This is a genomic window from Dokdonia sp., from assembly GCF_039945015.1.
Lineage (GTDB): Bacteria > Bacteroidota > Bacteroidia > Flavobacteriales > Flavobacteriaceae > Dokdonia.
The window spans coordinates 1-23519 of sequence record NZ_JBDUXP010000004.1; the positions used below are offsets into that span (position 1 = coordinate 1).

General features: G+C 34.1%; 25 protein-coding genes. 6 read left to right on the top strand and 19 right to left on the bottom strand.

Annotation, left to right across the window (positions count from 1 at the left end; translation table 11 throughout):
* Positions 1-1903, top strand: a 1903-nt coding sequence (locus tag ABJD27_RS02165) for a T9SS type A sorting domain-containing protein (protein ID WP_348201994.1), incomplete at its 5' end; no start/stop codon positions are given.
* Between the two features lie 98 nt (positions 1904-2001).
* Here ABJD27_RS02165 and ABJD27_RS02170 read toward each other — a convergent pair.
* Genes ABJD27_RS02170 through ABJD27_RS02190 form a run of 5 tightly spaced genes read right to left on the bottom strand, consistent with a single transcriptional unit; the run spans position 2002 to position 5760 of the window.
* Complete coding sequence (locus tag ABJD27_RS02170) at positions 2002-2427, bottom strand: VOC family protein (protein WP_348171741.1); 426 nt, start codon at positions 2425-2427, stop codon at positions 2002-2004.
* A gap of 5 nt (positions 2428-2432) precedes the next feature.
* On the bottom strand, positions 2433-3275 hold the full coding sequence (locus tag ABJD27_RS02175; protein ID WP_348171738.1) for an alpha/beta hydrolase: 843 nt from the start codon (positions 3273-3275) through the stop codon (positions 2433-2435).
* 2 nt (positions 3276-3277) lie between these two features.
* A complete protein-coding gene (locus ABJD27_RS02180; RefSeq protein ID WP_348171735.1) occupies positions 3278-3646 on the bottom strand; it encodes a cupin domain-containing protein in 369 nt (122 codons plus the stop codon).
* A gap of 21 nt (positions 3647-3667) precedes the next feature.
* The gene (locus ABJD27_RS02185) at positions 3668-4195 is read right to left on the bottom strand and encodes a hypothetical protein (RefSeq protein ID WP_348171732.1); all 528 of its coding nucleotides are present in this window, start codon (positions 4193-4195) and stop codon (positions 3668-3670) included.
* A 20-nt stretch (positions 4196-4215) separates the two neighbouring features.
* On the bottom strand, positions 4216-5760 hold the full coding sequence (locus tag ABJD27_RS02190) for a helicase HerA-like domain-containing protein (RefSeq protein ID WP_348171729.1): 1545 nt from the start codon (positions 5758-5760) through the stop codon (positions 4216-4218).
* Between the two features lie 136 nt (positions 5761-5896).
* Between ABJD27_RS02190 and ABJD27_RS02195 the strand changes: the two genes are divergently transcribed.
* The gene (locus tag ABJD27_RS02195; protein ID WP_348171726.1) at positions 5897-6385 is read left to right on the top strand and encodes a Rid family detoxifying hydrolase; all 489 of its coding nucleotides are present in this window, start codon (positions 5897-5899) and stop codon (positions 6383-6385) included.
* Positions 6386-6459: 74 nt separating this feature from the next.
* Here ABJD27_RS02195 and ABJD27_RS02200 read toward each other — a convergent pair whose 3' ends face one another.
* From ABJD27_RS02200 to ABJD27_RS02235, 8 genes are all read right to left on the bottom strand, one after another.
* On the bottom strand, positions 6460-7164 hold the full coding sequence (locus ABJD27_RS02200; protein WP_348171723.1) for a hypothetical protein: 705 nt from the start codon (positions 7162-7164) through the stop codon (positions 6460-6462).
* 113 nt (positions 7165-7277) lie between these two features.
* Positions 7278-7655 (bottom strand): cupredoxin domain-containing protein, encoded by a 378-nt coding sequence (locus tag ABJD27_RS02205; RefSeq protein ID WP_348171720.1) that lies wholly within the window; start codon positions 7653-7655, stop codon positions 7278-7280.
* A 46-nt stretch (positions 7656-7701) separates the two neighbouring features.
* Positions 7702-8250, bottom strand: coding sequence for a carboxymuconolactone decarboxylase family protein (locus tag ABJD27_RS02210; protein WP_348171717.1), 549 nt, complete (start codon positions 8248-8250; stop codon positions 7702-7704).
* Positions 8251-8828: 578 nt separating this feature from the next.
* Positions 8829-9176 carry a hypothetical protein gene (locus ABJD27_RS02215; protein WP_348171714.1) on the bottom strand — a complete coding sequence of 116 codons (348 nt, stop codon included), beginning with the start codon at positions 9174-9176 and terminating at the stop codon, positions 8829-8831.
* Positions 9177-9186: 10 nt separating this feature from the next.
* Complete coding sequence (locus ABJD27_RS02220; RefSeq protein WP_348171711.1) at positions 9187-10032, bottom strand: phosphatase PAP2 family protein; 846 nt, start codon at positions 10030-10032, stop codon at positions 9187-9189.
* 49 nt (positions 10033-10081) lie between these two features.
* Entirely contained in the window at positions 10082-10975 is an 894-nt protein-coding gene (locus ABJD27_RS02225; protein ID WP_348171708.1) for a pirin family protein, read from the bottom strand.
* A 69-nt stretch (positions 10976-11044) separates the two neighbouring features.
* Complete coding sequence (locus tag ABJD27_RS02230; protein ID WP_348171705.1) at positions 11045-11890, bottom strand: helix-turn-helix domain-containing protein; 846 nt, start codon at positions 11888-11890, stop codon at positions 11045-11047.
* Between the two features lie 196 nt (positions 11891-12086).
* Complete coding sequence (locus tag ABJD27_RS02235) at positions 12087-12512, bottom strand: hypothetical protein (RefSeq protein WP_348171702.1); 426 nt, start codon at positions 12510-12512, stop codon at positions 12087-12089.
* 114 nt (positions 12513-12626) lie between these two features.
* Here ABJD27_RS02235 and ABJD27_RS02240 point away from each other — a divergent pair, with 114 nt between their 5' ends.
* Positions 12627-13076 (top strand): Lrp/AsnC family transcriptional regulator, encoded by a 450-nt coding sequence (locus ABJD27_RS02240; RefSeq protein ID WP_348171699.1) that lies wholly within the window; start codon positions 12627-12629, stop codon positions 13074-13076.
* A gap of 55 nt (positions 13077-13131) precedes the next feature.
* On the opposite strand, the gene ABJD27_RS02245 is transcribed toward ABJD27_RS02240, so the two are convergent.
* Complete coding sequence (locus tag ABJD27_RS02245) at positions 13132-13686, bottom strand: hypothetical protein (RefSeq protein ID WP_348171696.1); 555 nt, start codon at positions 13684-13686, stop codon at positions 13132-13134.
* Between the two features lie 370 nt (positions 13687-14056).
* On the opposite strand from ABJD27_RS02245, the gene ABJD27_RS02250 reads away from it, so the two are divergent.
* The 3 genes from ABJD27_RS02250 to ABJD27_RS02260 all read left to right on the top strand — a co-directional run bounded on the left by ABJD27_RS02250 (position 14057) and on the right by ABJD27_RS02260 (position 19122).
* The gene (locus ABJD27_RS02250) at positions 14057-16084 is read left to right on the top strand and encodes a S9 family peptidase (protein WP_348171693.1); all 2028 of its coding nucleotides are present in this window, start codon (positions 14057-14059) and stop codon (positions 16082-16084) included.
* Between the two features lie 131 nt (positions 16085-16215).
* Entirely contained in the window at positions 16216-17097 is an 882-nt protein-coding gene (locus tag ABJD27_RS02255; RefSeq protein ID WP_348171690.1) for a hypothetical protein, read from the top strand.
* A gap of 177 nt (positions 17098-17274) precedes the next feature.
* Entirely contained in the window at positions 17275-19122 is a 1848-nt protein-coding gene (locus tag ABJD27_RS02260) for a T9SS type B sorting domain-containing protein (protein WP_348171687.1), read from the top strand.
* A gap of 143 nt (positions 19123-19265) precedes the next feature.
* Here ABJD27_RS02260 and ABJD27_RS02265 read toward each other — a convergent pair whose 3' ends face one another.
* Genes ABJD27_RS02265 through hutI form a run of 5 tightly spaced genes read right to left on the bottom strand, consistent with a single transcriptional unit; the run spans position 19266 to position 23314 of the window.
* The gene (locus tag ABJD27_RS02265; protein WP_348171684.1) at positions 19266-20051 is read right to left on the bottom strand and encodes an MBL fold metallo-hydrolase; all 786 of its coding nucleotides are present in this window, start codon (positions 20049-20051) and stop codon (positions 19266-19268) included.
* A 6-nt stretch (positions 20052-20057) separates the two neighbouring features.
* Positions 20058-20522 carry a GNAT family N-acetyltransferase gene (locus ABJD27_RS02270; protein WP_348171681.1) on the bottom strand — a complete coding sequence of 155 codons (465 nt, stop codon included), beginning with the start codon at positions 20520-20522 and terminating at the stop codon, positions 20058-20060.
* Positions 20509-21513, bottom strand: coding sequence for a formimidoylglutamase (locus ABJD27_RS02275; RefSeq protein WP_348171678.1), 1005 nt, complete (start codon positions 21511-21513; stop codon positions 20509-20511). Before ABJD27_RS02275 ends, ABJD27_RS02270 begins: the two co-directional genes overlap by 14 nt.
* Positions 21513-22088, bottom strand: coding sequence for a hypothetical protein (locus tag ABJD27_RS02280; RefSeq protein ID WP_348201995.1), 576 nt, complete (start codon positions 22086-22088; stop codon positions 21513-21515). The genes ABJD27_RS02275 and ABJD27_RS02280 overlap by 1 nt, the downstream gene beginning before the upstream one ends.
* Positions 22085-23314: an imidazolonepropionase gene (gene hutI / locus ABJD27_RS02285; protein ID WP_348171672.1), complete on the bottom strand. Its 1230-nt coding sequence runs from the start codon at positions 23312-23314 to the stop codon at positions 22085-22087. The genes ABJD27_RS02280 and hutI overlap by 4 nt, the downstream gene beginning before the upstream one ends.
* Positions 23315-23519 lie beyond the last annotated feature (205 nt).

Consider the following 23519-nt stretch of genomic DNA (forward strand, 5'->3'; position numbering starts at 1 on the left):
AAATGGATTAGATCAAGTAGGTGAGCCACTTTCATCACTAGATGATTTAGATTGTTCAGATATCTCAGACAACTTTGTTAGAGTAATCAGAGAAGCTGCCGATGGAGGTACAGTAAGTATCGATTTAGAAGCGACAGGAAACCCTAATGGAACGACAAGTTTCAATGGAGATACAGAAGCTGTTATCTGTCTTGATACACAAATGGATCCTATCGTAGTAGTACACGAGAATGATTCTCCAAACTTATCATACCGTTATGTAATTACAGATGAGGCTACAGGTTTAATCTTAAACGTAGTAAATACAAACAGTATTGATCTTAACGGAGTAGCTGCAGGAACATGTCAAATCTGGGGATGGTCTTACAGAAATGTACCAGGTAATGGATTAGATCAAGTAGGTGAGCCACTTTCATCACTAGATGATTTAGATTGTTCAGATATCTCAGACAATTTTGTTAGAGTAATCAGAGAAGCTGCCGATGGAGGTACAGTAAGTATCGATTTAGAAGCGACAGGAAACCCTAATGGAACGACAAGTTTCAACGGAGATACAGAAGCTGTTATCTGTCTTGATACACAAATGGATCCTATCGTAGTAGTACACGAGAATGATTCTCCAAACTTATCATACCGTTATGTAATTACTGATGCTGCTACAGGTCTTATCCTTAATGTAGTAAATACAAACAGTATTGATCTTAACGGAGTAGCTGCAGGAACATGTCAAATCTGGGGATGGTCTTACAGAAATGTACCAGGAAATGGATTAGATCAAATAGGTGAGCCACTTTCATCATTAGATGATTTAGATTGTTCAGATATTTCAGATAATGCTGTTACCGTAATTAGAGAAGCTGCCGATGGAGGTACTGTAGCGATAGATTTAGAAGCGACAGGAAATCCAAATGGAACTACAAGTTTCAATGGAGATACAGAAGTAGTTATCTGTCTTGATGAGCGTCCAGATCCTATTGTAGTAGTACACGAGAATGATTCTCCAAACTTATCATACCGTTATGTAATTACAGATGAGGCTACAGGTCTTATTCTTAATGTAGTAAATACAAACAGTATTGATCTTAACGGAGTTGCTCCTGGAACATGTCAAATCTGGGGATGGTCTTACAGAAATGTACCAGGAAACGGATTAGATCAAATAGGTGAGCCATTATCTTCATTAGATGATTTAGATTGTTCAGATATCTCAGACAATTTTGTTAGAGTAATCAGAGAAGCTGCCGATGGAGGTACTGTAAGTATCGATATAGATGCTACAGATGCTATTGGAGAAGGAACAACAATAGTTACTGGAGATAATTCTGTAACAATCCTAGTAGGAGATGGTATTGGAAACCCAGTAGTAGTACAACACGAGAATGATTCTCCAAACTTAACATATCGTTATGTAATTACAGATAGTAGTGATGACAGTACGATCTTAAATATAGTTGACTCAAATGAGATTGATCTTGAAGCAGCTGGATTAGGAACATGTCAGATATGGGGATGGTCTTATAGAGGACTAGGAGCTAGTATTCCTGATTTTATTGGACAACCATTACAAGTGTTAAGAGATGAAGATTGTTCTGATATTTCTGAAGATTTTGTAGAAGTAATACGTACAGATGTATTAGCGGTAGATGATGCTGCTCAAATAAATGTTGAGTTATCAGTATATCCTAATCCAACGACAGACTTTATCAATATCTCTTTAACAGGAGTAAACAATGGATATTCTGTAAATGTGTACTCTGTTACTGGACAGATTGTAAAGAGTGAGCGTTATACATCACAAGAAAATAGATTGCAAGTTTCAGATTTGAGTAATGGTATGTACTTATTAGAAGTAGTAGATACTGATTCGAATACGAGAAGTGTAAAACGATTTATAAAAAGATAGAGTTTGTAATAAACTCTTGTTTATGATTGGTTGGGAAAAGGGTCGTCAAATTTTTGGCGGCCCTTTTATATTATAAAAAAAGAAAGAACTTTATGCAATTAATCTTTAGCAAATAACTGATTATCATCTTTAAAAGCTTTAAATTCTAACGCATTTCCGCAAGGATCATAAAAAAACATGGTTGCTTGTTCACCCACTAATCCTTCAAATCTAATGTAGGGTTCAATGATAAATGTGATGTGAGGTGTTATCGCTTTCGCGAAAGCGTGAAAATCATCCCACCCCAAGACAACACCAAAATGTGGTACAGGCACTGCCTTACCATCAACTTCGTTATGATGATCTTCTTCGGTTACATTTTTTTCTTTATAATGAATCACCAGTTGGTGTCCGAAAAAATTAAAATCTACCCAATGATCACTGCTTCTGCCTTCTTCTAGTTGTAAGATATCTCGATAGAATGTTCTAGCTTTTGCTACATTATCTACAGGAATAGCTAAGTGGAATGGTCTTAGATTGCTCATAAGGATTACTGTTTTATAAATTCAATAATATGATTACGTACCTCATCTTGATATAAGGAATGTCCAAGTCCTGAGGTTTCAATATAAATACTGTCTTTCCAATTTTTATGAATGCCTCTAGAAGCTTCTACAGGCGTTATTTTGTCATAGACATCATGAATAATAAGACCAGGGACATTAATTGATTTTGCAAAACTATATCCAGAAAATTCATCAATAGAGAATCCAAAACGTTGTTGTACGAGTTGATCTAAGCCTTTCATTACAACGTTTTTCATACTTAGAATGGCTTGGTAATCCTTCATGATTTCTGATAACTCTGATGGAGCACCTAAGCTTACCAGTTTTTTAATATAATCTGGTTGGTGTTTATAGAAATGAAATATAGTTGTTAATGCACCTACAGAATGTCCTATATGAAAACTTGGTTTGTAATGTTGAGATACAATCTCAAGACTTTCTGTATAAAGAGGAACATTTAAGATTTTTCCTGTAGAGTTTCCATGAGCTGGGGCATCAAACGTAATAATATTATATTGATGTTTTTGTAATACTTCTATGAGTCTCCACCATCTGTGTGCATTGCTTTCCCACCCATGTATTAATAATACAGTAGGCCCCGTTCCTTCCCATCGATAGGTCTGTACGGTTACTTTATCATTTATTACAAGTCGAGTATCTTTTGCCGCATCCAAGAATGTTTTTTGATCTTCTTTTATCCGGCCGCCTCTTGGTGTACAGAATATGAGAAAAGCTTTACGAGCTGCCGCTTTTTTTGACCACAATGACATCACATTGATTTGGGAACCAATGATTTTTGGGAGTATTTTAATGAGTAGTTTTTTCAAGGTTATGCTTCTTCTCTGTGAACGGTGTCTGGTGAAAATGCAGGAGTACAAACAGCAATATATTCACAATCTTGGTCAAAAGGATTGCTATACTGTATTCTGGTATTCTTATTAATTTTAATAGACTGTCCAGCTTTTAAAATAACCGTTTCTCCATCAATAATAAATTGTTTTTTTCCTTTTATGATATAGGTGTATTCATCAAATTCGGGTGTTTGGAAGGGCTCGCTCCACCCTGGTGGTGCTATCATATGCGCTATGCTAATATCCGTATTACCGTCTGTAGCACGTCCCCAATGTTCTTCTATACGTTTCCCATCATCTGTTGGGACAACAAATGGAGCATCTTGTATGTGATATGATTTTTTCATGTGTATAAGATTAACTAAGGATCATAATGGCCAAGCAAACATATAATGTTTTATAGGCGCTTCTCCTGGAATTTGAGTAGGCTCTAATTTACTGCTTGTACTAAAGCGTACTTCTGATGATAAATGTTTTTTATCAATAATAAAATATGCTTCACTTTCTTTTACAGATACAATAATAAAATCGATCATATTTGCTATTTTTTCTATAGTATATGCAGCTTCTATATCCTTATAAGTGCTTTTTAAAGAAATTCCTTTGTCAGTAGTATATCGATCATCAAAAAATTGGATATGATCAATGATTTCTTTGTCTTCTTCTTTTGTAGATAGCTTCATTAATTTTTTGCCCCCTTTTTCATATAGAAGAAAACTATTTTCTTTTTTTACAAGACTATCTGTAGCACTTCCAAGAAGCGTTTCTAGTTCGCTAGCTTTGGTCGTTTTTGTAATAGCGCCTATAGCGTCGTTAGAGATTAAAAAAGTAGTGTCTTTTTTACAAGAAACAAGACAAAGGATAAGTAATAATAATACACTATAAGTACGATTCATGAATGAGTTTTGTTATTTAATTATTTAAGCATTTTTCCTAATATACCAAAGACACCACGTATCACCGTTGCACTTGTAAGTACTTTAATGATCGCTTTTGAAGTAGCACTTTGTGTAGATCTTGAAGATTTCTTACTACGAGATCTAGAGCTAGCGCGAGAAGATTTTGCACGTTCTTCTTTTGCTTTTGCCTTTGCTTCATCTTCATTAGCCTTTTCTATTTTTTTATTTAATAATTCATAGGCACTATCTCTATCAATTACCTCGCTATATTTTTTAACTAGTTTTGAATTTTTATTAATAGTATCTAGTTCTTGTGGAGTAAGTATATCCATACGGGACATAGGTGCTCTTAACATAGTTGCAGCAAGTGGTGTAGGACGTCCTTTTTCATCTAGAGCAGAGATTAATGCTTCTCCTATTCCTAAAGATGTAAGTACTGTTTTTGTATCATAATATGGAGAATCTGGATAATTCTCTGCAGTAAGCTTTATTGCTTTACGATCCTTTGCTGTAAAAGCACGAAGTGCATGTTGTATTTTTAATCCTAACTGACTTAAAACGCCTTCTGGAATATCTGTAGGGTTTTGTGTTACAAAGTAGATTCCGACACCTTTTGAACGAATAAGTTTTACAATACTTTCTATTTGATTGTGTAGTGCTTTTGAAGCTTCTTTAAAGATTAAATGTGCTTCGTCTATAAAAATAACAAGCTCTGGACTATCGCTATCTCCTTGCTCTGGAAATGTAGCGTAAATCTCAGCTAGCAGGCTTAACATAAATGTAGAGAACAAGCCAGGACGATCTTGTATATCGGTAAGGCGTACAATATTAATAATACCGCGTCCTTCATCTGTAATACGTGTAAGATCATCTGTCTCAAATGATTTTTCGCCAAAAAAGATATCGGCTCCTTGTTGTTCTAACTCAACAATTTTGCGTAAGATAGATCCAGATGAAGCAGGAGAGATACGTCCATAATTTTCTTCAATATCTTTTTTACCTTCATTGGTCGCGTATTGTAAAATCTTTTTAAAATCTTTCAGATCTAATAATGGAAGTTTATTGTCATCACTATATTTAAATAAAATAGAGATGATTCCAGATTGTGCTACCGTAGCATCTATAATACGAGAGAATAACACAGGTCCAAACTCACTTACTGTTGCTCGTAGACGTACACCATTTTGTTCTGACAGTGTAAGAATTTCTACAGGAAAATCTTTAGCATCAAATGGGATTCCAATTTTTTTATGACGTTCATCAATTTTAGGATGTCCAGGACTTGCTTTTGCAATACCAGAAAGATCTCCTTTCATATCCATCATAAGAACAGGAATTCCTTTTTCAGAAAGATTTTCGGCAAGTACTTGAAGTGTTTTTGTTTTTCCTGTACCTGTAGCTCCTGCTATTAAACCATGACGATTTAAGGTTTTTAAAGGGACTTTTACGTGTGCATTTGTAATGGTTTCTCCTTCCAGCATGGCTGCTCCCATCGTAATAAAGTCTCCTTTAAAGGTGTTTCCTGCATTGATAAAGTCAAAAAATTCTTGTGTAGTATCCATAATATGTTGGTTGTGAAGAGTATGTGATCTATTGGGGTTGAGATAGCATACGCTTTCGCGAAAGCATAAAAATAAACAATCCCTTAAAAAAGCGATAATTATCTGTTACATTTATCTCTTATAAAACAATGTATCTATGAAAACGACCCTTTTATCTATATTATTCTTCTCAATATTGCTTTCTTCTTGTGAAACAAAAGTAACAACCTCTGTTGGAACAAATGATCAAAGTGATGCTATAAAAACAGAAGTTACGTATCATGCATCTCATGAACCCAAGAAAGCAAACGCTCCTTTTTCTGATGCAGTGCAAGTAGGAAATATGTATTTCTTATCTGGACAGATAGGAATGGATCAAACTACGAGAACGCTTGTAGAGGGAGGAGTAGAAGCAGAGACTACACAAACATTAGAGAATATAAAGGCAGTGCTAGCTCAACATGGGATGGATATGAGTGATGTGGTGAAGTCGCTTGTTGTTCTGGATGATATAGGAGATTTTGCTGCTTTTAATGCAATTTATAAAACATACCTACCTCAAAAACCTGCACGTACAACATTTGCTGCCGAAGCACTTGCTGCTGGTGCAAAAATTGAAATTGAAGTCATCGCTGTAAAGCAGTAATAAAAGATTTTGAAAAAAGAGAGGCTATTTACATTTGTAAATAGCCTCTCTTGTATATAATATCCTTTATAGTGTTATTTCGTCACTTTTATATCTGTAAAGTATAATTTTAAGTTTCCGTCTTTGTCAGAGTGTGAAGTAGCAATGTTTAAACCTTCAAATTTCTGATAATCAGAAAAAGAAGTCATCATATATGGTTTTGAACTGTTTCCTTTTCTAAAAACCCATGCATCTACAATATAATCTTCATTATAATAAAAATCATAGGCATCTCCAGGAGTGTATCCTCCTTCATCCCCATACAGGATTGTTAGTTTTTTTGTGACATTTCCAGAGAATGGCGATGTCGCAGTATCTTGCACTGTAATTTTTGTTCCTTCATCCCAAACCAGTTGGTACGGAGCTAGTAACCAAAACTTATCATTAATAAATCCTTGATCTGATCCTAGAGACGAGCTATCTATAGTTGCTCTATTGTAAGAAACAATTAGGTCTTTGTCTGTCATAGTAACATCTCCAGTTTTAGGTTTCCAAGACCAAGAACGTTTTGCTACATTTTTTCCGTCGCGATCAACATTAAATGTAAAATCTATTTGAGATACGTCTTTCCAGTTTTCAAACCCGTTTTTATAAGCAATGTGCTCTGCTTCTGTACGTTCTTTTTTTATTTCTTTTTCTACTGCTTGCTCTTTCTGAGAAGCAGCTTTTTCTTGTGTTGTGTCATTTTTACAACTTATAAATAATACAATGGCAATAGCCGATAAGAAGATGGTTTTCATACAATTTTGTTTATATCAAAAATACTGAAAAAGTAAGGGATATTTAAGTTGTAAATGCAAAAAGACCACCATTAACGGTGGTCTTTTTCACTTCAAATAAACAGTGTGTGATATTACTGTACTATAAGTGTGTTATCTGTTGATGTTGGGTTAAGAGGACAGAAGTATACATACTCTCCTTTTTCTAATTTTGTAGGATTAGAATGCCCTGTTGTATTATTTTCTACAGTTTCAGTTACATATGCAGTTTTGATGTGGTTTTCAGGATTAGATACATCTTGTCCTTTCTTTACTAATACAAAACCTACTTTATGACCTACACTATTATTGTCTATTTCAAAAACGTATGTTCCAGCAGAAACAGTAACTTGCTTTTGAGTAAACTCTCCTTTAGTTTGCTCTAGCGTGATTTTTTTTGTCATTTTATCTTGCGCTTGTGCTGCAAATGATACTGCGAATACTAATACGAATAATGCTATTACTTTTTTCATTTCTTTAATTTAATTGTTTTATTTATTTACTTGATTATTATTTTTATTAAGCTACTGTTGTTTCTAGTGCTTGCGCTACTGGAAAATCAATAGGGACTTGTGTTGTGTTATGTACATAGTTTGAGATTGTTTTTTCTCCTACTAATACAATGGTATCTATTAGGTTTTCATTTGACCATCCTTCGTTTAGGAAATTCTCTACGATAGCATCTTCTGCACGACCTCTATTTTCGGTGATGTTTTTTGCTAATTTTGCTAATGCATCTAATTTTGAATCAAATGGAGCATTTCCAGCTCTTAATCCTAAAATTTGCTCATCGCTAAATCCATTCATTTTTCCTATCGCTGTATGTGCAGAAAGGCAATATTTACAAGCATTTACCTCACTTACAGCTAGATTTACAACTTCTTTTTCTTTTGTTTTAAGTGATGTTGGAGCATTTGCAAATGTTAGGTAATTTGAAAGTGCATTATTAGAAAGTGCATAGGTTGCATATATGTTAGGTACAAAACCTAAAGCTCCTTTTAAATTATCAAATATTCCTTGATTTGTTTCGTTTACTTGATCTCTTGTTGGTACATTAAATGTGCTCATATTTTTATTTTATTTTTTTATGTCGATTTTGATAGTACAAAGATGTGAGAATAATTAAAAGAACGGAATTTCATTTCTTCCCTATTACATGTCAATTCTCTTATTTTATAACTGTAATAGATATTTCTTTATCACAGTAATAATCGTGTATATGTTTTTGAGAGCAATATGTTTTTGGGATTATTGTGTTTATAACCTGTGTTTTTCCTTTTCTGAAAATCTCTATAAGATTTAGTGCTGATATATGTTTTGTAGTCATTTATTTTTTATTTGACAGCTTGGTCTTGCGAAAAAGGGACATCTTACAGTATTGAGTTGTCGTATATTCCTTACTAATTGTCAATATTACCTTGGGAGAAGAATATGCTATTAATGGATAGTGATAAAAAATAGTAGTGTTTAAAAAAAATATGATCTAAGAAATCTAAAACAGTAATTACTGACGTATAATAAGTATATCAGTTAGTAGGTCCTTTTTGTAAATGGTTAAGTTAAATATAAAATGGAGGGCCTACGTTACATATTGCTCTTAATATGTCTTCCCCCAATTTGATGCTGGAAACCCTAGAAAGTTATTTTTAGGGTTTTCTTTTTTTAGGTAAGTTCCCTATGAGTTTACTTTGAGATTTTAGAAGAGAGACTAATGTCGCTACATCTTCTTCAAAAGCATCATGATCTTCAGGGAGGACAAGCCATGTTTTTATACCTAATGATTTGATGGGGCGTATACTAGTAAATATAGAAGATAATTCTTGATGATGCTCTTGTTTTGTAGCTATCCAAATACCATGATCTGGTTCGTATTTTTTGTGTTGACATAATGCAAATACAATGCGATCATATATATAGTATGCATCTACACCAAACATTTTTTTATGTTTTAAAGGAAGTGGATACAACCATTCTATAAAGAATTCAAAAGGCATACGTATTGTTTTAGAAGGTGCCTGTAATACCCATACTTCCTACACCAACTTTAATATTCCAAGTAATTCCTTTTTTGTATTTGTCGTTAGGGTATAGCTTTTTTTTGTTTAAATAATTATCTATAGCATCTACAGTAGCGATACTTATTGCCATACTTAATGCAACATCGGTTAGCCAGTGAGCACCATTAACAATTCTTGAAATAGGAGAGATCATACCTACTGTATATATCCCTGCTTTTATCCAAGGATTATCAAATTGCTTTGAAATAGCATATGCGGTTGTAAATGATAATATGGTATGTCCAGATGGAAAAGATCTAAAACCAGCTTCACCACTAAAGGGTTTAAAAGAAAATTTACCTTGGTTATTTTGTGGTCTTGATCTACCTATTGTTGTTTTTGCAAGTGTTTGGATAAGACCCACAGCTGTAGCAGATGAGATTAGTAAAACACCGGTTTCCCGTACACGTTCATTCTTTGTAAATAATCCATAAAGATAAATAGAACCTGTAAGACCATAGGTTATTTGTGGACTTCCAAAACGCTCTCCAAATTCTTTTAGTACTGTAGGAGATCCTTCTTCTTGACGTCTAAAGAATTCACTTGTTTCATCATCTACAAAGTATAATAGTGCTGTTCCTCCTACAACAAATCCAAATGTAGCCCAGTCATCTCCATTCCAATGTGCAGGACGACTATATGCGTGAAGTAAACCGCCTAAGGCAGAACCTCCATCATATTTGGCAAGTTGCCAAATGTTTAAACTATCTTGTTGTTGTGAATTAAGTGCTTGTTGCCCATAACTTTGAAGCCCGGAAATAAGCAATGCTATAAGTATGATATAATTTTTCAAAAGCGTTTGTTTGTAATGATACAAGGGATGATTATCTACGCAATATACGTTATTTGTTAAAAAAGGTAGTATCAGGTAATGGAACATATGAATTGTCATTTGCAACTTTAGGAAAGTCACCTACTTTCCATTTTTCTTTTGCAATTTCAATTTTTTCTTTAGAATGACTCACAAAATTCCAATGTATAAAACGTTCTTCAGGAAAGGGTTGTCCTCCAAATATTAAGACCTGACTATTTGCAGTAATATGAATTGTACAGATGTCTTCTGTTTTACTTACAAGCATATGACCTGCCATTATTGTTTGATCACAAGCCGTAATGCTTCCGCTTACAATACAAATTCCGATCTCTCCTTTTAAATTACCTTGAGCTGTAAAGGTGTGATCATGCTTGGTAGTAATATCTATCATAAATAAGTCAGAATGTACTGGGACTGGAGATGTTCTGGAAAATGCAGTACCAGCAACAAGTGTATAATGTGCTCCTTTATCTGTCCATCTAGGTAAATCTTCTGCTTTTATATGATGAAACTCAGGAGTGATATCTTCTAATTCTTTGGGTAATGCAACCCAAATTTGATATCCGTGCATGGTAAAAATTTCTTTTTTATTTCTAGCCTCTTGTGGCGTGCGTTCTGTATGAGTACACCCTTTACCAGCGACCATCCAATTTACAGAACCAGGTAAAATAATGTGATCACTCCCCATACTATCTTTATGAGTTATTTTTCCTTCAAGTAAATAGGTGAGTGTAGCAAGCCCTATATGAGGATGTTGACCTACATCCATATATGTCTCAGGGCCGAGAACTGTTGGAGTCATATGATCTATAAAAACAAAAGGACCTACCATTCTCTTTTTACGAAAAGGCAATAAACGTCCTACTAGGAAATCTCCTATATCACGACTTCGTTCTTCTATAATCAATCCAGTATTTGACATGATTTCTGTATATTTTATACTAGTTAAAGTACAAATAAATACAAGAAGACAACGATGGTAAATTATTAGTTAAGCTGTTGCAGCAAGTTGCTTTGTTTTGTTTTTAAAAGCTGAAGGAGATTCTCCTGTTTGTTTTTTAAATAATCTGCTTAAATGTGAAGCATCATGAAAGCCTACTTCAAAAGCAATTTCTTTTGCAGACTTGTCCGTGTAGGTAAGTAAACGTTTTGCTTCAAGAACAATTCTATCATGTATAATTTGCAATGGTGTTTTGTCAAATTTTGAAAAATAATTAGAAATTGTCTTTGGAGATTTATTTAATTGAGATGCATAAAAAGAAACAGAATGTTCTTTTCTAAAATGCCACTCTACTAGAAAAGTAAACATGCGTATTATTTCTAGTTTTTCATCATGCACTTGCCCATAATGCCCTTGCGTTTTCATTAAACGCGTTATTTTGATAATAAAACGAGCCATTAATAAACGTAACATTTCAGCTTGTATGCTATCTTTAGTTTCTAGTTCTTCTAGAAAAACCTCATGTAACATTTCAAGTTTATATTTCTGATCTCCATCAAGATTTATAATAGGCATTTCTGAATTTCCATAAAAAAGAATTCCTACACACCCTACTTCTTTATCATGATCTTTTATACAATAAAACTCTCTATTAAATTGATAAACCACAGCACTTCCTTCTATATACTGTAAATGATGTAATGGGGTAAGAGCAATAATTTGACCAGGCTGAAGTATAAAGTCTACTTGATCTAGTCGTAAAGAAACAGGGTTTTTTTGAGCCCAAATAAATGTAAATAGAGTTAAAGGCTTAGATTCTATATATGGAGCTAAGATTTCTTCATCGCCATAATAAAAAATGGCATTAGTAGTAAATTCTGAAAATTGTTTCTTCATAGTAAATAATTGTCTATTTTTCTTTTCAGAACTTACAGTAAAACTTCTTTTTTTTTAATATTAATTTAATATTAATGGTAATTTGCTGGTATTTAGTAATTTATTGCTTTTATTAATATACGTGAAAACATGCCTAAATGGTCTATAATTATTTCTATATAGATCATCAAATTTAAAAATGAATTGAAATATGAAATTAATTTTGCTGTGTAATGGCAATATTCCATTGCTGGAACATTTTATTAAATGCTAGTATTTCAGAAGATAAAAGACTCATGTGTTTTTTATTACGCTTAGACGTTTTTCTGAGCTTTTTACAATTCTCTCTTATTTTATCAATATGGTGTATGATACTTTTTGAAGAATCTAAACGAAGGCGTAAATTTTTTGTCGTTTGAGCAATCGCTATTTTTGATGGTAATGTCACGGCACTAATCACAATTTCTTCCAGTGTATTTTCAGATTCATCTTTTGAAACATACAAAGTATCCAATGTCTTATTTTGTGTTAAATGAGAAGTGATATTTCTAGACAATGCATAAATGTCTAGTGCTTTGTTATAGAGCGATATATCCTTTACAGATTGCGTATTGGGCGTTATGAAATTATGTGTTTTTGACATGATATTATAAAACAAATTTACAATCATGATAGTGTAAGGTAACTTTTGAAGTTAAAGTAAAAATGCGATTTTTATTTAAAAATAACGTAATTTTGAAATTATACTTTAAAAACGATGGTAGACGAGCTTAATCAACGCATATTAAAATGTTTACAGGAGAATGCAAGACAATCTAATGCAGAAATAGGAAGGCAAGTAGGTATCTCATCTCCTGCTGTTTCTGAACGTATTCGTAAAATGGAAGATATGGGGGTTATTAATGGGTTTAAAGCGATTATATCCCCTCTTGAAATGGGATATCAATTTAAAGCGATCATTACATTACGTGCTTTCATGGGAAAACTAAAACCTTTTTTAGAGAAAGTAAAAACGTGGGATGAGGTTGTAAACTGTTATCGTATTACTGGGAATGAAAATATAGTAATGGAAGTGGTTTTACATAACCAGCAACATCTTGAGAAATTTATTGACCAAATTATAAGTTATGGAGAATCTAAAACACAAATCGTATTATCACATGTAGTGAGTTATAATCCAATACTTAAGTTTACAAAGAAAATGTGATAAGGGGTATTACGCTTTCGCGAAAGCGTATTCTTAATTTATATAAAGGTAAGTATTAATCTTCGTCGTTATCAAAATCTTCAAAGAAGCGATTCGTGTCATAGGGTAAATCATCACTAGGACTTTTATCATCATAATTTACACCAGGTGGATTGAATAGTCCCCACCGATCTATAATATAGTTATACGGATTAAAGGTTTTTATCCATTCGGCAAATAATGGTCTTAAAACTTCAATCTCGTTGCGTAGTAAATCTAGGTATTCTATTTCTTTAAAACCTGCTATTTGAAGTCCTCGTAAATCTGTAATAATAGCACGTGCCGCCTTACGAATGCTAGTTGCATTCTCCATTTTTATATCATAAAGCTCTACTCCATGAATCCCAGCAATTTTTGCAGGAATAATAAGTGCATTCTCCATCATACTACTTGTGTGATGATCAAACAGAGCGTACTCATACGCAGAAGAAGCATTACTATCTTCTTTAGGTATGCAGTCTACAATATGTTCTACAAGCTTTAAAATAACCTCAGCTTGGATGAAAACTGGTAATTTTCTCCAAGAATCTACATCATAATCATGGCTATCCTCTTCATCATCATCATACATATTAAGTTGGATTTAAATATTAAGTTGGATGACTATATAATCATAGTTACACTATAAAAGTATACTATTTATAACGGTATGCATATACTTTAAGTATCGGATTTTAATATATTCGACAAGGGATCAAAAAGTGCCGATGTTTGACTTTTTTATTGGCAATTTTAAAGTGTAAAGTTCTATTTTGTAAATAGATGATTACAAGAAAAATGCTTTTTCATTGTAAATTATAACAAGATCTTAGCGATATGGAGAAATCATTTAAGATATAAGTAATATGTCTAATAAAATTTTATGCTGTTTAAATAAGAGAGTACCTAGTAAGATTTACTTATTTTAGAGCATCTATAATAAATAACAATTATATTAAGATATGAGATATATAATAGGAACTTTCATGGTCATTTTTTTTAGCTGTTCTCTCATAGCACAGCAAGAAAAGCCTTTTGAGGCATTAGACGTTTTTGAATTAGAATATGCAGGTGATCCTCAAATATCACCGGATGGAAGTCAAGTAATCTATAGACGTACTGGGTTTGATATTATGAAAGACCGAAGCAGAGGAAACCTATGGATACTTAATACAGATGGGACACAACATCATAAACTCACACAAATGGATGGCAATGAGTCTCAGGCTAGATGGTCCCCAGATGGTAAGAAAATTGCATATGTTGCTAGTACAAGTGAAGGGAACGAACTTTTTTTATATTGGATTGAAACGGGAGCTATCGCTAGATTGAGCCAACTAGAAAATAGCCCTTCAGGACTGAGTTGGTCTCCAGATGGGAAATGGCTTTCTTTTAGTGCGATGGAATATATCGCACCACCTGTAATAGCAAAAATGCCTAAAAAACCAAAAGGAGCAAAGTGGGCCGCAACTCCTAGAATTACAGATCGCTTTAAACACGAAGCCGACGGGCAAGGATATTTAAAACCTGGATTTCGTCATATATATGTAATTCCATCAGAAGGAGGAACTGCTCGTAAGATTACTTCTGGTGCTTTTAATCATGGTGGTTCTTTGAGTTGGTCAACCGATGGACAGCATATTTACTTTTCTGGAAATCTCACAGAAGATTGGGAATATGATTTTCGCAATAGCGAGATATATAAGGTACATACCCAAACGGGTGTTATAACAACACTTACAAATCGTAATGGTCCTGATCGTAGTCCTATTGTATCTCCAGATGGAAAAAAAATAGCATACCTAGGTTTTGATGATAAAGTACAAACCTATCAAGTCACACGATTGTATGTTATGAATCAAGATGGAACTCAGAAAAAAGAGATTAACACAAAGTTAGATCGTAGTATTTCTAATATACAATGGAGTGCAGATGGAAAGACGTTGTATTGCACGTATGACGATAAAGGAAACTCTAAAATAGCACAAGTAAGTCTATCTGGAAAAGTGACAAAGCTGGCAGATGATCTAGGCGGAACTACATTAGGACGTCCCTATGCAAGCGGAAGCTATAGTGTCTCAACAGATGGAACAATTGCCTTTACCTACTCACGACCTGACCGTCCAGCAGATCTTGGTGTTTTGTATAAAAAAGAAAAACAACCTAAAATCCGAACACAATTAAATGAAGACCTTTTAGGATATAGAACATTAGGAAAAGTAGAAGAGTTATGGTACACCTCTTCTTTTGATGGTCGCTCTATACAAGGATGGATTGTATATCCTCCTAATTACGAAAAAGGAAAAACATATCCTTTATTAGTAGAAAATCACGGAGGACCTATTCTTAATTACGGAGATCGTTTTTCTGCAGAAATACAATTGTATGCAGCAGCAGGCTATGTTGTTTTCTATCCTAATCCCAGAGGCAGTACTAGTTATGGAGAAGAATTTGGAAACCTATTATATAATAACTATCCGGGAGAAGATTATAACGATGTGATGGATGGGGTAGATGCGTGTATCGCAAAAGGAGTTACTTCTGAAGATCAACTCTATGTAACAGGCGGAAGTGCTGGAGGTATTATGACTGCCTGGATCATCGGAAAAAATCATCGTTTTGAAGCAGCTGTAGTTGCAAAACCAGTAATGAACTGGATTTCAAAAACATTGGTGGCAGATAACTATTATGGATATGCAAACTCTCGTTATCCAGGACAACCTTGGGAAAATTTTGAAGGATATTGGAAATTCTCTCCCTTATCATTGGTTGGAAATATAGAAACACCAACCATGGTAATGGTAGGTATGAATGATTTACGTACTCCTCCAAGTGAGTCTAAACAGTTATACCACGCTCTGAAAATTAGAAAGAAAGAAACGGTACTTGTAGAGATCCCTGAAGCATCTCATGGGATTGCTGCAAGACCAAGTAATCTTATTGCAAAAGTAAATCATACGTTGGCTTGGTTTAAAAAGTTTATGAAATAGTCATTTTTGGCTAAACTTTATGAAAGAATGTTAATTGTATTTTAAATGTGCATACTTTCGCAAAATAATAAACACCATAATCCAAATAGGGTCGTTATACGTATAACCATTAAATATAAATTTTTAAAACCATGGAAAACGAGAAGAATAATAACGGAATAAAAATAATAACAGGTATTCTCGCTGTATTATTAGTAGTAGCAGGAGCATTTGCTATTAAGTTATATAACCAAGAGAAGAACACAAAAGCAGAGCTTACTAAAGAGAAAACAGTCGTTCTTGCAGATCTTAAAGAAATGGTTGATAAATACGATGTTGTTATCGAAGAAAATAACTTGAAAGATACAGAGCTTAATGATGCTCGCAACAAGATTCAAGGACTTATAGATAATATTAATGAGAAAGAAGCAACCATTACAAGCCTAGGGAAATACAGAACTGAGGTATTTAAATTGCGTAAAGAACGTGATTTCCTATTTGCGCAAAATGATTCTTTAAGAGGAAGTAATAAATTACTAGCAATGCGTGTAGATAGCACTAGTTATGAATTAGAAGTACAACGAGGTGTAGGTGATTCATTATTCTTAGAGAATAATAAACTCGTAGAACGCGTAGAACTCGGATCTGCTATTGCTGCAAACAAATTAAAAGCAGTTGGAGTAATAGAGCGTTCTTCCGGGAAATTAGTTGAAAATGCACGAGCTCGTCGTGTAGATAAAGTAAGAGCTTGTTTTACAGTACCACAGAATAGACTTGCAGAAGCTGGAGATAGAGAGTTATACGTACAAGTAGTTGACCCTTCAAAAAATATTTTAGGAGCTAACAAGTCTGTCACTTTTGATGAAGAAACAATTACCTATAGTAAAGTTTCAAAGTTTTACTATGAAAATACAGCATTAGACGTTTGTGAGAATATAGCACCGATAGGTGATAACTTTGAAGCAGGTGTGTATACAGTAAACGTATATGATGGTCCAGCACTTATTGCTCAAACCACATTTACGCTTAAGTAAATATCATTTATTTGTGTAGGAAGAAACACTTTTGAAGGAAAGATTCCGCGATGTGATGTCACAGTCCTTGCGGAATTTTTTTGTTTTAGATAAGACTATACTATATTTTAAAGTTGATCTAGTATTGTAGTATATTTGAAAGTAATGTTTAAAGTAACAAAAAAAGCCTTTATTTTTTTGTGTTCCATCATTCATTTTGGAACAATGTATAGTCAGTTGAGTTTTTGTGAAGGGGATCTTGGAGATCCTATTTTTACAGAAGATTTTGGATCAGGAACTACCAATGGACCTGCATTAGACCCAGCTGTTACCACATATACATATGTAAATAATGCTCCTCAAGATGGTTTTTATACCATATCATCACAGCTACAACAACTAGGAGCTTTCCATTCAGGTTTAGATAATACATTAGGTGATGTAGATGGACGAGCATTTATAGTGAATGCTAGTTTTACGGCAGACCAGTTTTATAATAGAACAATAACTGGACTTTGTGAGAATACCTCCTATGAGTTTTCTGCTTTTCTTCTCAATTTATATAATAGTGCCTCAGGAGTCTGTGCCAATACAGGAATTCCTGTAAATGTACGTTTTCAGATATGGGATAGTACAGATACAATACTTCTTGGGTCTGGAGATACAGGTAATATAGATGGAACATCAACGCCTATTTGGACTCAGTATGGTCTTGTGTTTGAAACAGGAGTTAGTCAGACGGAAGTTATTCTAAAAATGATTAATAATGGAGATGGAGGCTGTGGTAACGACCTTGCTATAGATGATATTGTCTTTAGAGCTTGTGGAGATATTACTACCATAAGCTCTGAAATTTCTGGTGAAGACGATTTAATACTTTGTAATAATCAATCATCTTTAAGTACGACACTTACGGTGACAGCAACACCTGATGTTTTTTTACAATGGCAAGTAAGCCTTGATGGTGCAAATTGGAATACAATTCCTGGGGCAACATCTCTAACCTATATCACTCCGGGTATTACAACACAAACCTTTTATAGAGTAAATACGGCAACAGATATAGATAATTTGGATAATGTATTTTGTTCCTTTTTTTCTGACCCATACCTCATCGATTTTATTGAAGGTCCAGAAGCACCTATAAGTAATGGGGATAGTATGTTTTGTGATAATGAAGATATTCCTGCAATTACGGTCACTACGACTCAAGGTTCTGAAGTACGATGGTTCGCCAGTCAGACTAGTGCAGAAGTGCTAGCAACGGGGACTAGCTATACACCAGAAACAATGGGAACATTTTATGCACAATCTTTTGTTATAGGTACTGATTGTGGAAGTACTTCTAGAACTCCAGTAACACTAAGTCAACTTACAGCTCCAGTTTTTAACAATCCTATCCAAACTTTAGGAATTTGTAATGGCCAAGAAATTAAAGTTCTATCTGCTGGACTATCTAATGTTCAATACCTATGGTCTACAGGAGAGACTACACCTTCTATAGAGATAGAAACAGGAGGAGTATATACAGTGACTGTAACTAATGACGGAGGTTGTAATGCAACCAAAACATTTCAAGTAGAAGGGTTTGATCCACCTGTGATAGCAAATGTCTTTTCTCAAGGAGAGAGCATTGTGATAGAAGTAGAAACCGATGGTGATTTTGAGTATTCTCTAGATGGTGTATTTTATAGTAGCACACCAGTTTTTAGAAACCAACCTGGTGGTTTAAAAACGATATTTGCTAGAAATAGAAATGGTTGTCCCTTTGTTCTAACCGAGTTTTATCATTTTAATATCCCTACTTTTTTCTCTCCTAATAATGATGGCATCAATGACTTTTTTAGACTGCCCGATGCTTCTTTCTTTTCTTCAAGTTTTATCCGAGTATTTGATCGTTTTGGCAAATTATTAGCAAGTGGCAATGGTCTTACCTTTAAGTGGGATGGTACATATCAAGGGAAGTTATTACTTCCTAATGATTATTGGTATGAGATAGAAACAAATGATAGACTTGTTGTTGGTCACATCTCTTTATTACTTTAATGTACGCTTTCGCGAAAGCAAAAACCGATCGATACCTAGTAGGAGAGGTTTTATAATGTAACGTTTTAGCCTTCTCAGTTCTTTTTCTTATGTAAGACGTTTTGATATGATTTAATTAAAAGTATTTAAAAAACGAAGAGTAACTATTTCTTCTCGTACCAATCCAATTGCACCACTTCTATAGAAGCGTCCTCTTTGTTTACAATTGCTTTAAAATTTGCAACATCACTTAGACCTTCAGTACCGCGATAATGATACGGATATACTTTTACAGGTTTAAATTCGAGTACAGCATCGGCAGCACTAGTTTCTGTCATGGTATAAGGTAAATTCATACAGATAAAGGCAGCATCTATATCTTTAAGTGCTCTCATTTCTGGTATATCTTCTGTATCTCCAGAAATATAGACACGTGTTCCATCTTTTTCTATCACATAGCCATTACCACGTCCTTTGGTGTGAAATTTTAAGGCTTCCTCTCGAAGGTTGTACATAGGAATAGCTTCTACAGAAAAACCAAAACGTTCTTTACTATCTCCATTTCCTAAGACATCTAGTTGAGGTACAAAATCTTCAGGCATTTTATCTGCCACGGCTTGTGGTACTATAATTTTTGCTTTAGATGTATCTAGACCTTCGATTGTTTTTACATTAAGGTGATCTCCGTGTATGTCTGTTACGAGTATTAAATCAGGTAGAGGATAGGAAGCAAAAACCTCAGCGCCTCCTACGGGATCTATATAGATTATTGATCCATCCCATTCTAAGATCATGGTTGCATGACTTATAGGAGTTACTTTAAAATCGGCTTGTTTTTTAGTTTCGGCAGGTGTTACTTCTTCAGTAACTACGGTTGCCGTTTCGACTTGTTTTTCTTTACAACTTGATAAGAATACACAAGCCAGAACTAGGGTAAGGATATATTTCATAATGTGCTATTTTTTGATTACTAATTCCATTTTTATATTAGCTCTGTCGTAATGAACATCTTTTTCTAATGGAATTTCTACAAAACCCCATTTTTTATAAATATAGATCGCGTTTTCAAGGATAGTATTTGAGTATAAAATAAGCTTTGGTACTTTTTCCGCTTTCGCGAAAGCGATACAATGCGCCATCAATTGTTGACCAATACCTTTTCCTCGTATCGTAGTATCGACAGCCATTTTAGTGAGTTCAAAAACATTAGGTTCTTGCATGGGCATTAAGGCAACAGTGCCTACAATCTTCTCGTTTAGAATAGCAAAGAAAATATGACCACCTTTAGAAATAATATATGTTGAAGGATTACTTAAAACTTCATTGTCATAAGGTTCTACATAAAAGAAAGTTTCTAACCATTCTATATTAAGGGCTTTAAATGTAGGGGCATATGAAGGATGGTAGTTAACGATTTGCATGATGTGTTCGCATAAAGTCGGTTACAAAATAGCTAATAGCTTTTCCTACTTGTCCGCTTTTTTTCCGAGTAGGAGCTGCTTCGCAGATATGAAAATACAAACAATTTTTGTGACTAGCAGCTATGGCTATAAACTGTCGTATACTGTTTATTTCAAAACCACTAGGTGATTTTGCACTGCTAGGAAAATTTGCAATAGCATCACAATCTAATTCTAAACCAAAAGGTTGTTGTGATACAAATTGTAACGAATTTTCAAATTGAGTATTAAGTGAAGGTTCAAGCCATAGATCTTCTAAGAGACGGTGTTGTAATCGATCTTTATGAAGATGAAAGAGGTCAAAAATATATTGAGGCGTGTAATTTTTATGTAAGCCAAAAACAACATATTTATCTAGTGTAGTTGCTTCTGGATTATCAAGAGATAAGGCGTATGAAAATCCATTGCCGCTATGACGATACTCTATATGTCTTAGGTCTGTATGTGCATCTATATTGATTGCATTTATAGGTTTGTTTATCGCTTGTGAAGTACCCGTAATATTTCCATACGCATTGTTATGACCGCCCCCTATAATAATTGGAATTTTGCCAGCAGATACAATGGTTTTTACAATGAATGCTACCTTTTTATCTATACGGTGCACTACATCTCCTAATACTTTTTTTGGAGTTGTATAAGTAATACCATCTGGAGTGACAGAAATATGCCCTAATAATAAAACATCATTCCCTTTGTTATATTTGTTCTCTTGGATATTTACAAATACCTGTAAGAATGCATTCCATGCTTTTGCAGTGCCTCGTTTTCCATAATTTGCACGAACACCAAAATCTTCTGCAATTCCAAAAATGACATATCGTGCATCACTTTTTTCTATATCTTCAAGACTATAGCAATACTGTAATCGTTCTCCAATCTTTGTTTCCCCATCTCGTTTTGAGATAAGCTCTTGTAATGATTCTTGTGACTGGATATGAAGTTGGATCATTAATTCAAATTTTTGGTTAATGCTTGGATACATTGCTCTCTAATATCCCATAACTCATCAGAAGTATAGGGAATATTATCTCGCTGAATCCAATCTTTATGTATGGATTTAAGAAAAGATATCTTGTAATCTAATATTTGATCAGTATCTATGGTGATTTCTATAAGAATATCGGGTTCCCAAAGTTTTTTTGAACTGTTAGGAAATGCATAGTCAAATCGCTCATTTGCATAGCTTAAAAAGGTGTGGTCTTCTAGGATATAAGGTAGTTTATATTTATCTAGTACTATACCTACACCAGGAGTATTTTTTTCATTCATAGAATACACACAGAGATTAAGACTGATACTGTGAATCTCATTTTCTTCGGCTAGTGTTTTTAAACAAGAACTTTTTGTAGCGCAAGTTCCAACACCTTCATTTATAATACTTTCTATAATCTCAGGAGTTTTATTACGACCGTACGGTAAATTATGAATAAAGCGTATAGCATCGTGAAAGGTCATAATATCCTTTTTCAAAAATTGATCTGAAACGGGCCCTCCTTTTGTTAAATTAAAATTAGGCAAACTCATATCGGTAAGCCGTTTACAATGAGTTGTTCAATTTGATGTTGTCCAAACCTATATGGAATGGCGTTGTATGACTTTTGGGGTGTCGTTATCATAAGATTAGCTTTTTTTCCTTTGGTTATACTTCCCGTATCAGAAGCTACATCCATAGCAAAAGCACCATTAATGGTGGCTGCTATAATGGCTTCTTCTGGGGTCATTCTTAATTGTATACAAGCCTGTGCTACAACAAAGTTCATATTTCCACTAGGAGAAGACCCAGGGTTGTAATCTGTTGCGATGGCAAGTGGCAATCCTGCATCTATAATTTGCCGAGCTGGTGTATATGGTATGCCTAAGAAGAAAGAACAACCAGGTAAAGCAACAGAAATAGTATTGCTTCCAGTGAGTGCTTTGATATCTTCTTCTGTAAGTTCTTCTAAGTGATCTACAGATAATGCATCATACTTTACAGCAGCTGCAATACCTCCAATAGCGTTAAACTGATTTACATGTACTTTAGGTTGTAATCCATATTTTTTTCCTGCATCTAGGATAGCTTCCATTTCTGCAACGGTAAAATATCCTGATTCACAAAATATATCTATAAAGTCACATAACCCTTCCTTTGCAAATGTGGGGATCATCTCCTCGATAATGAGTTGGATGTATCCTTCACGATTGTCTTTATATTCTTTTGGAATAGCGTGTGCACCAAGTAAGGTTGCTTTTATAGGAATAGCTGCTTGTTTTTTAAGCCTAGCAATGACGTTAAGCATCTTTTTTTCTGCGGCAACAGAAAGACCATAACCACTCTTAATTTCTATAGCGCCAGTTCCTAACTGTATGAGTTGTTGTAATCTTTTAAGAGCATCTTCATATAAAACATCTTCATCCATAGCACGTAATCGAGCTACAGAGTTTAGAATCCCACCTCCACGATTTGCAATTTCTTCATAAGAAAGTCCATTAATACGATCTACAAACTCATCTTCACGACCTGTTGCATATACAAGATGCGTATGTGAATCACACCACATAGGTAATACAATTCTTCCAGTAGCATCTAGTATTTCTGCCCCTTCGATTGTAGGAACATCTTTCATAGCTCCATAATCGTGAATGCGATCGTCTTTAATAAGAAGGTATGCGTCACTTATAAATGGCATTTGTGACATTGCTTGTCCACTCACAGGGGTATTAAACTCTCCTGTAACAAGTAGTTGATGGATGTTTGTGATGAGTTTCATGAAATATTAAAGGTAGGTACTTTATTGTTTATATTAAGAAACAACGTACTAATTTTTCAACAATTGCATGCAATCAATACCTAATTTATGCTTACTATAAATGAAGGGTTGAAAATTCGTACAATACTAGTGATATAGAGAATTTGTAAATGACTCTTACATTTTTTTTGCGCGATTAGTTTTTGTTAATTAATAGTTTGTATCT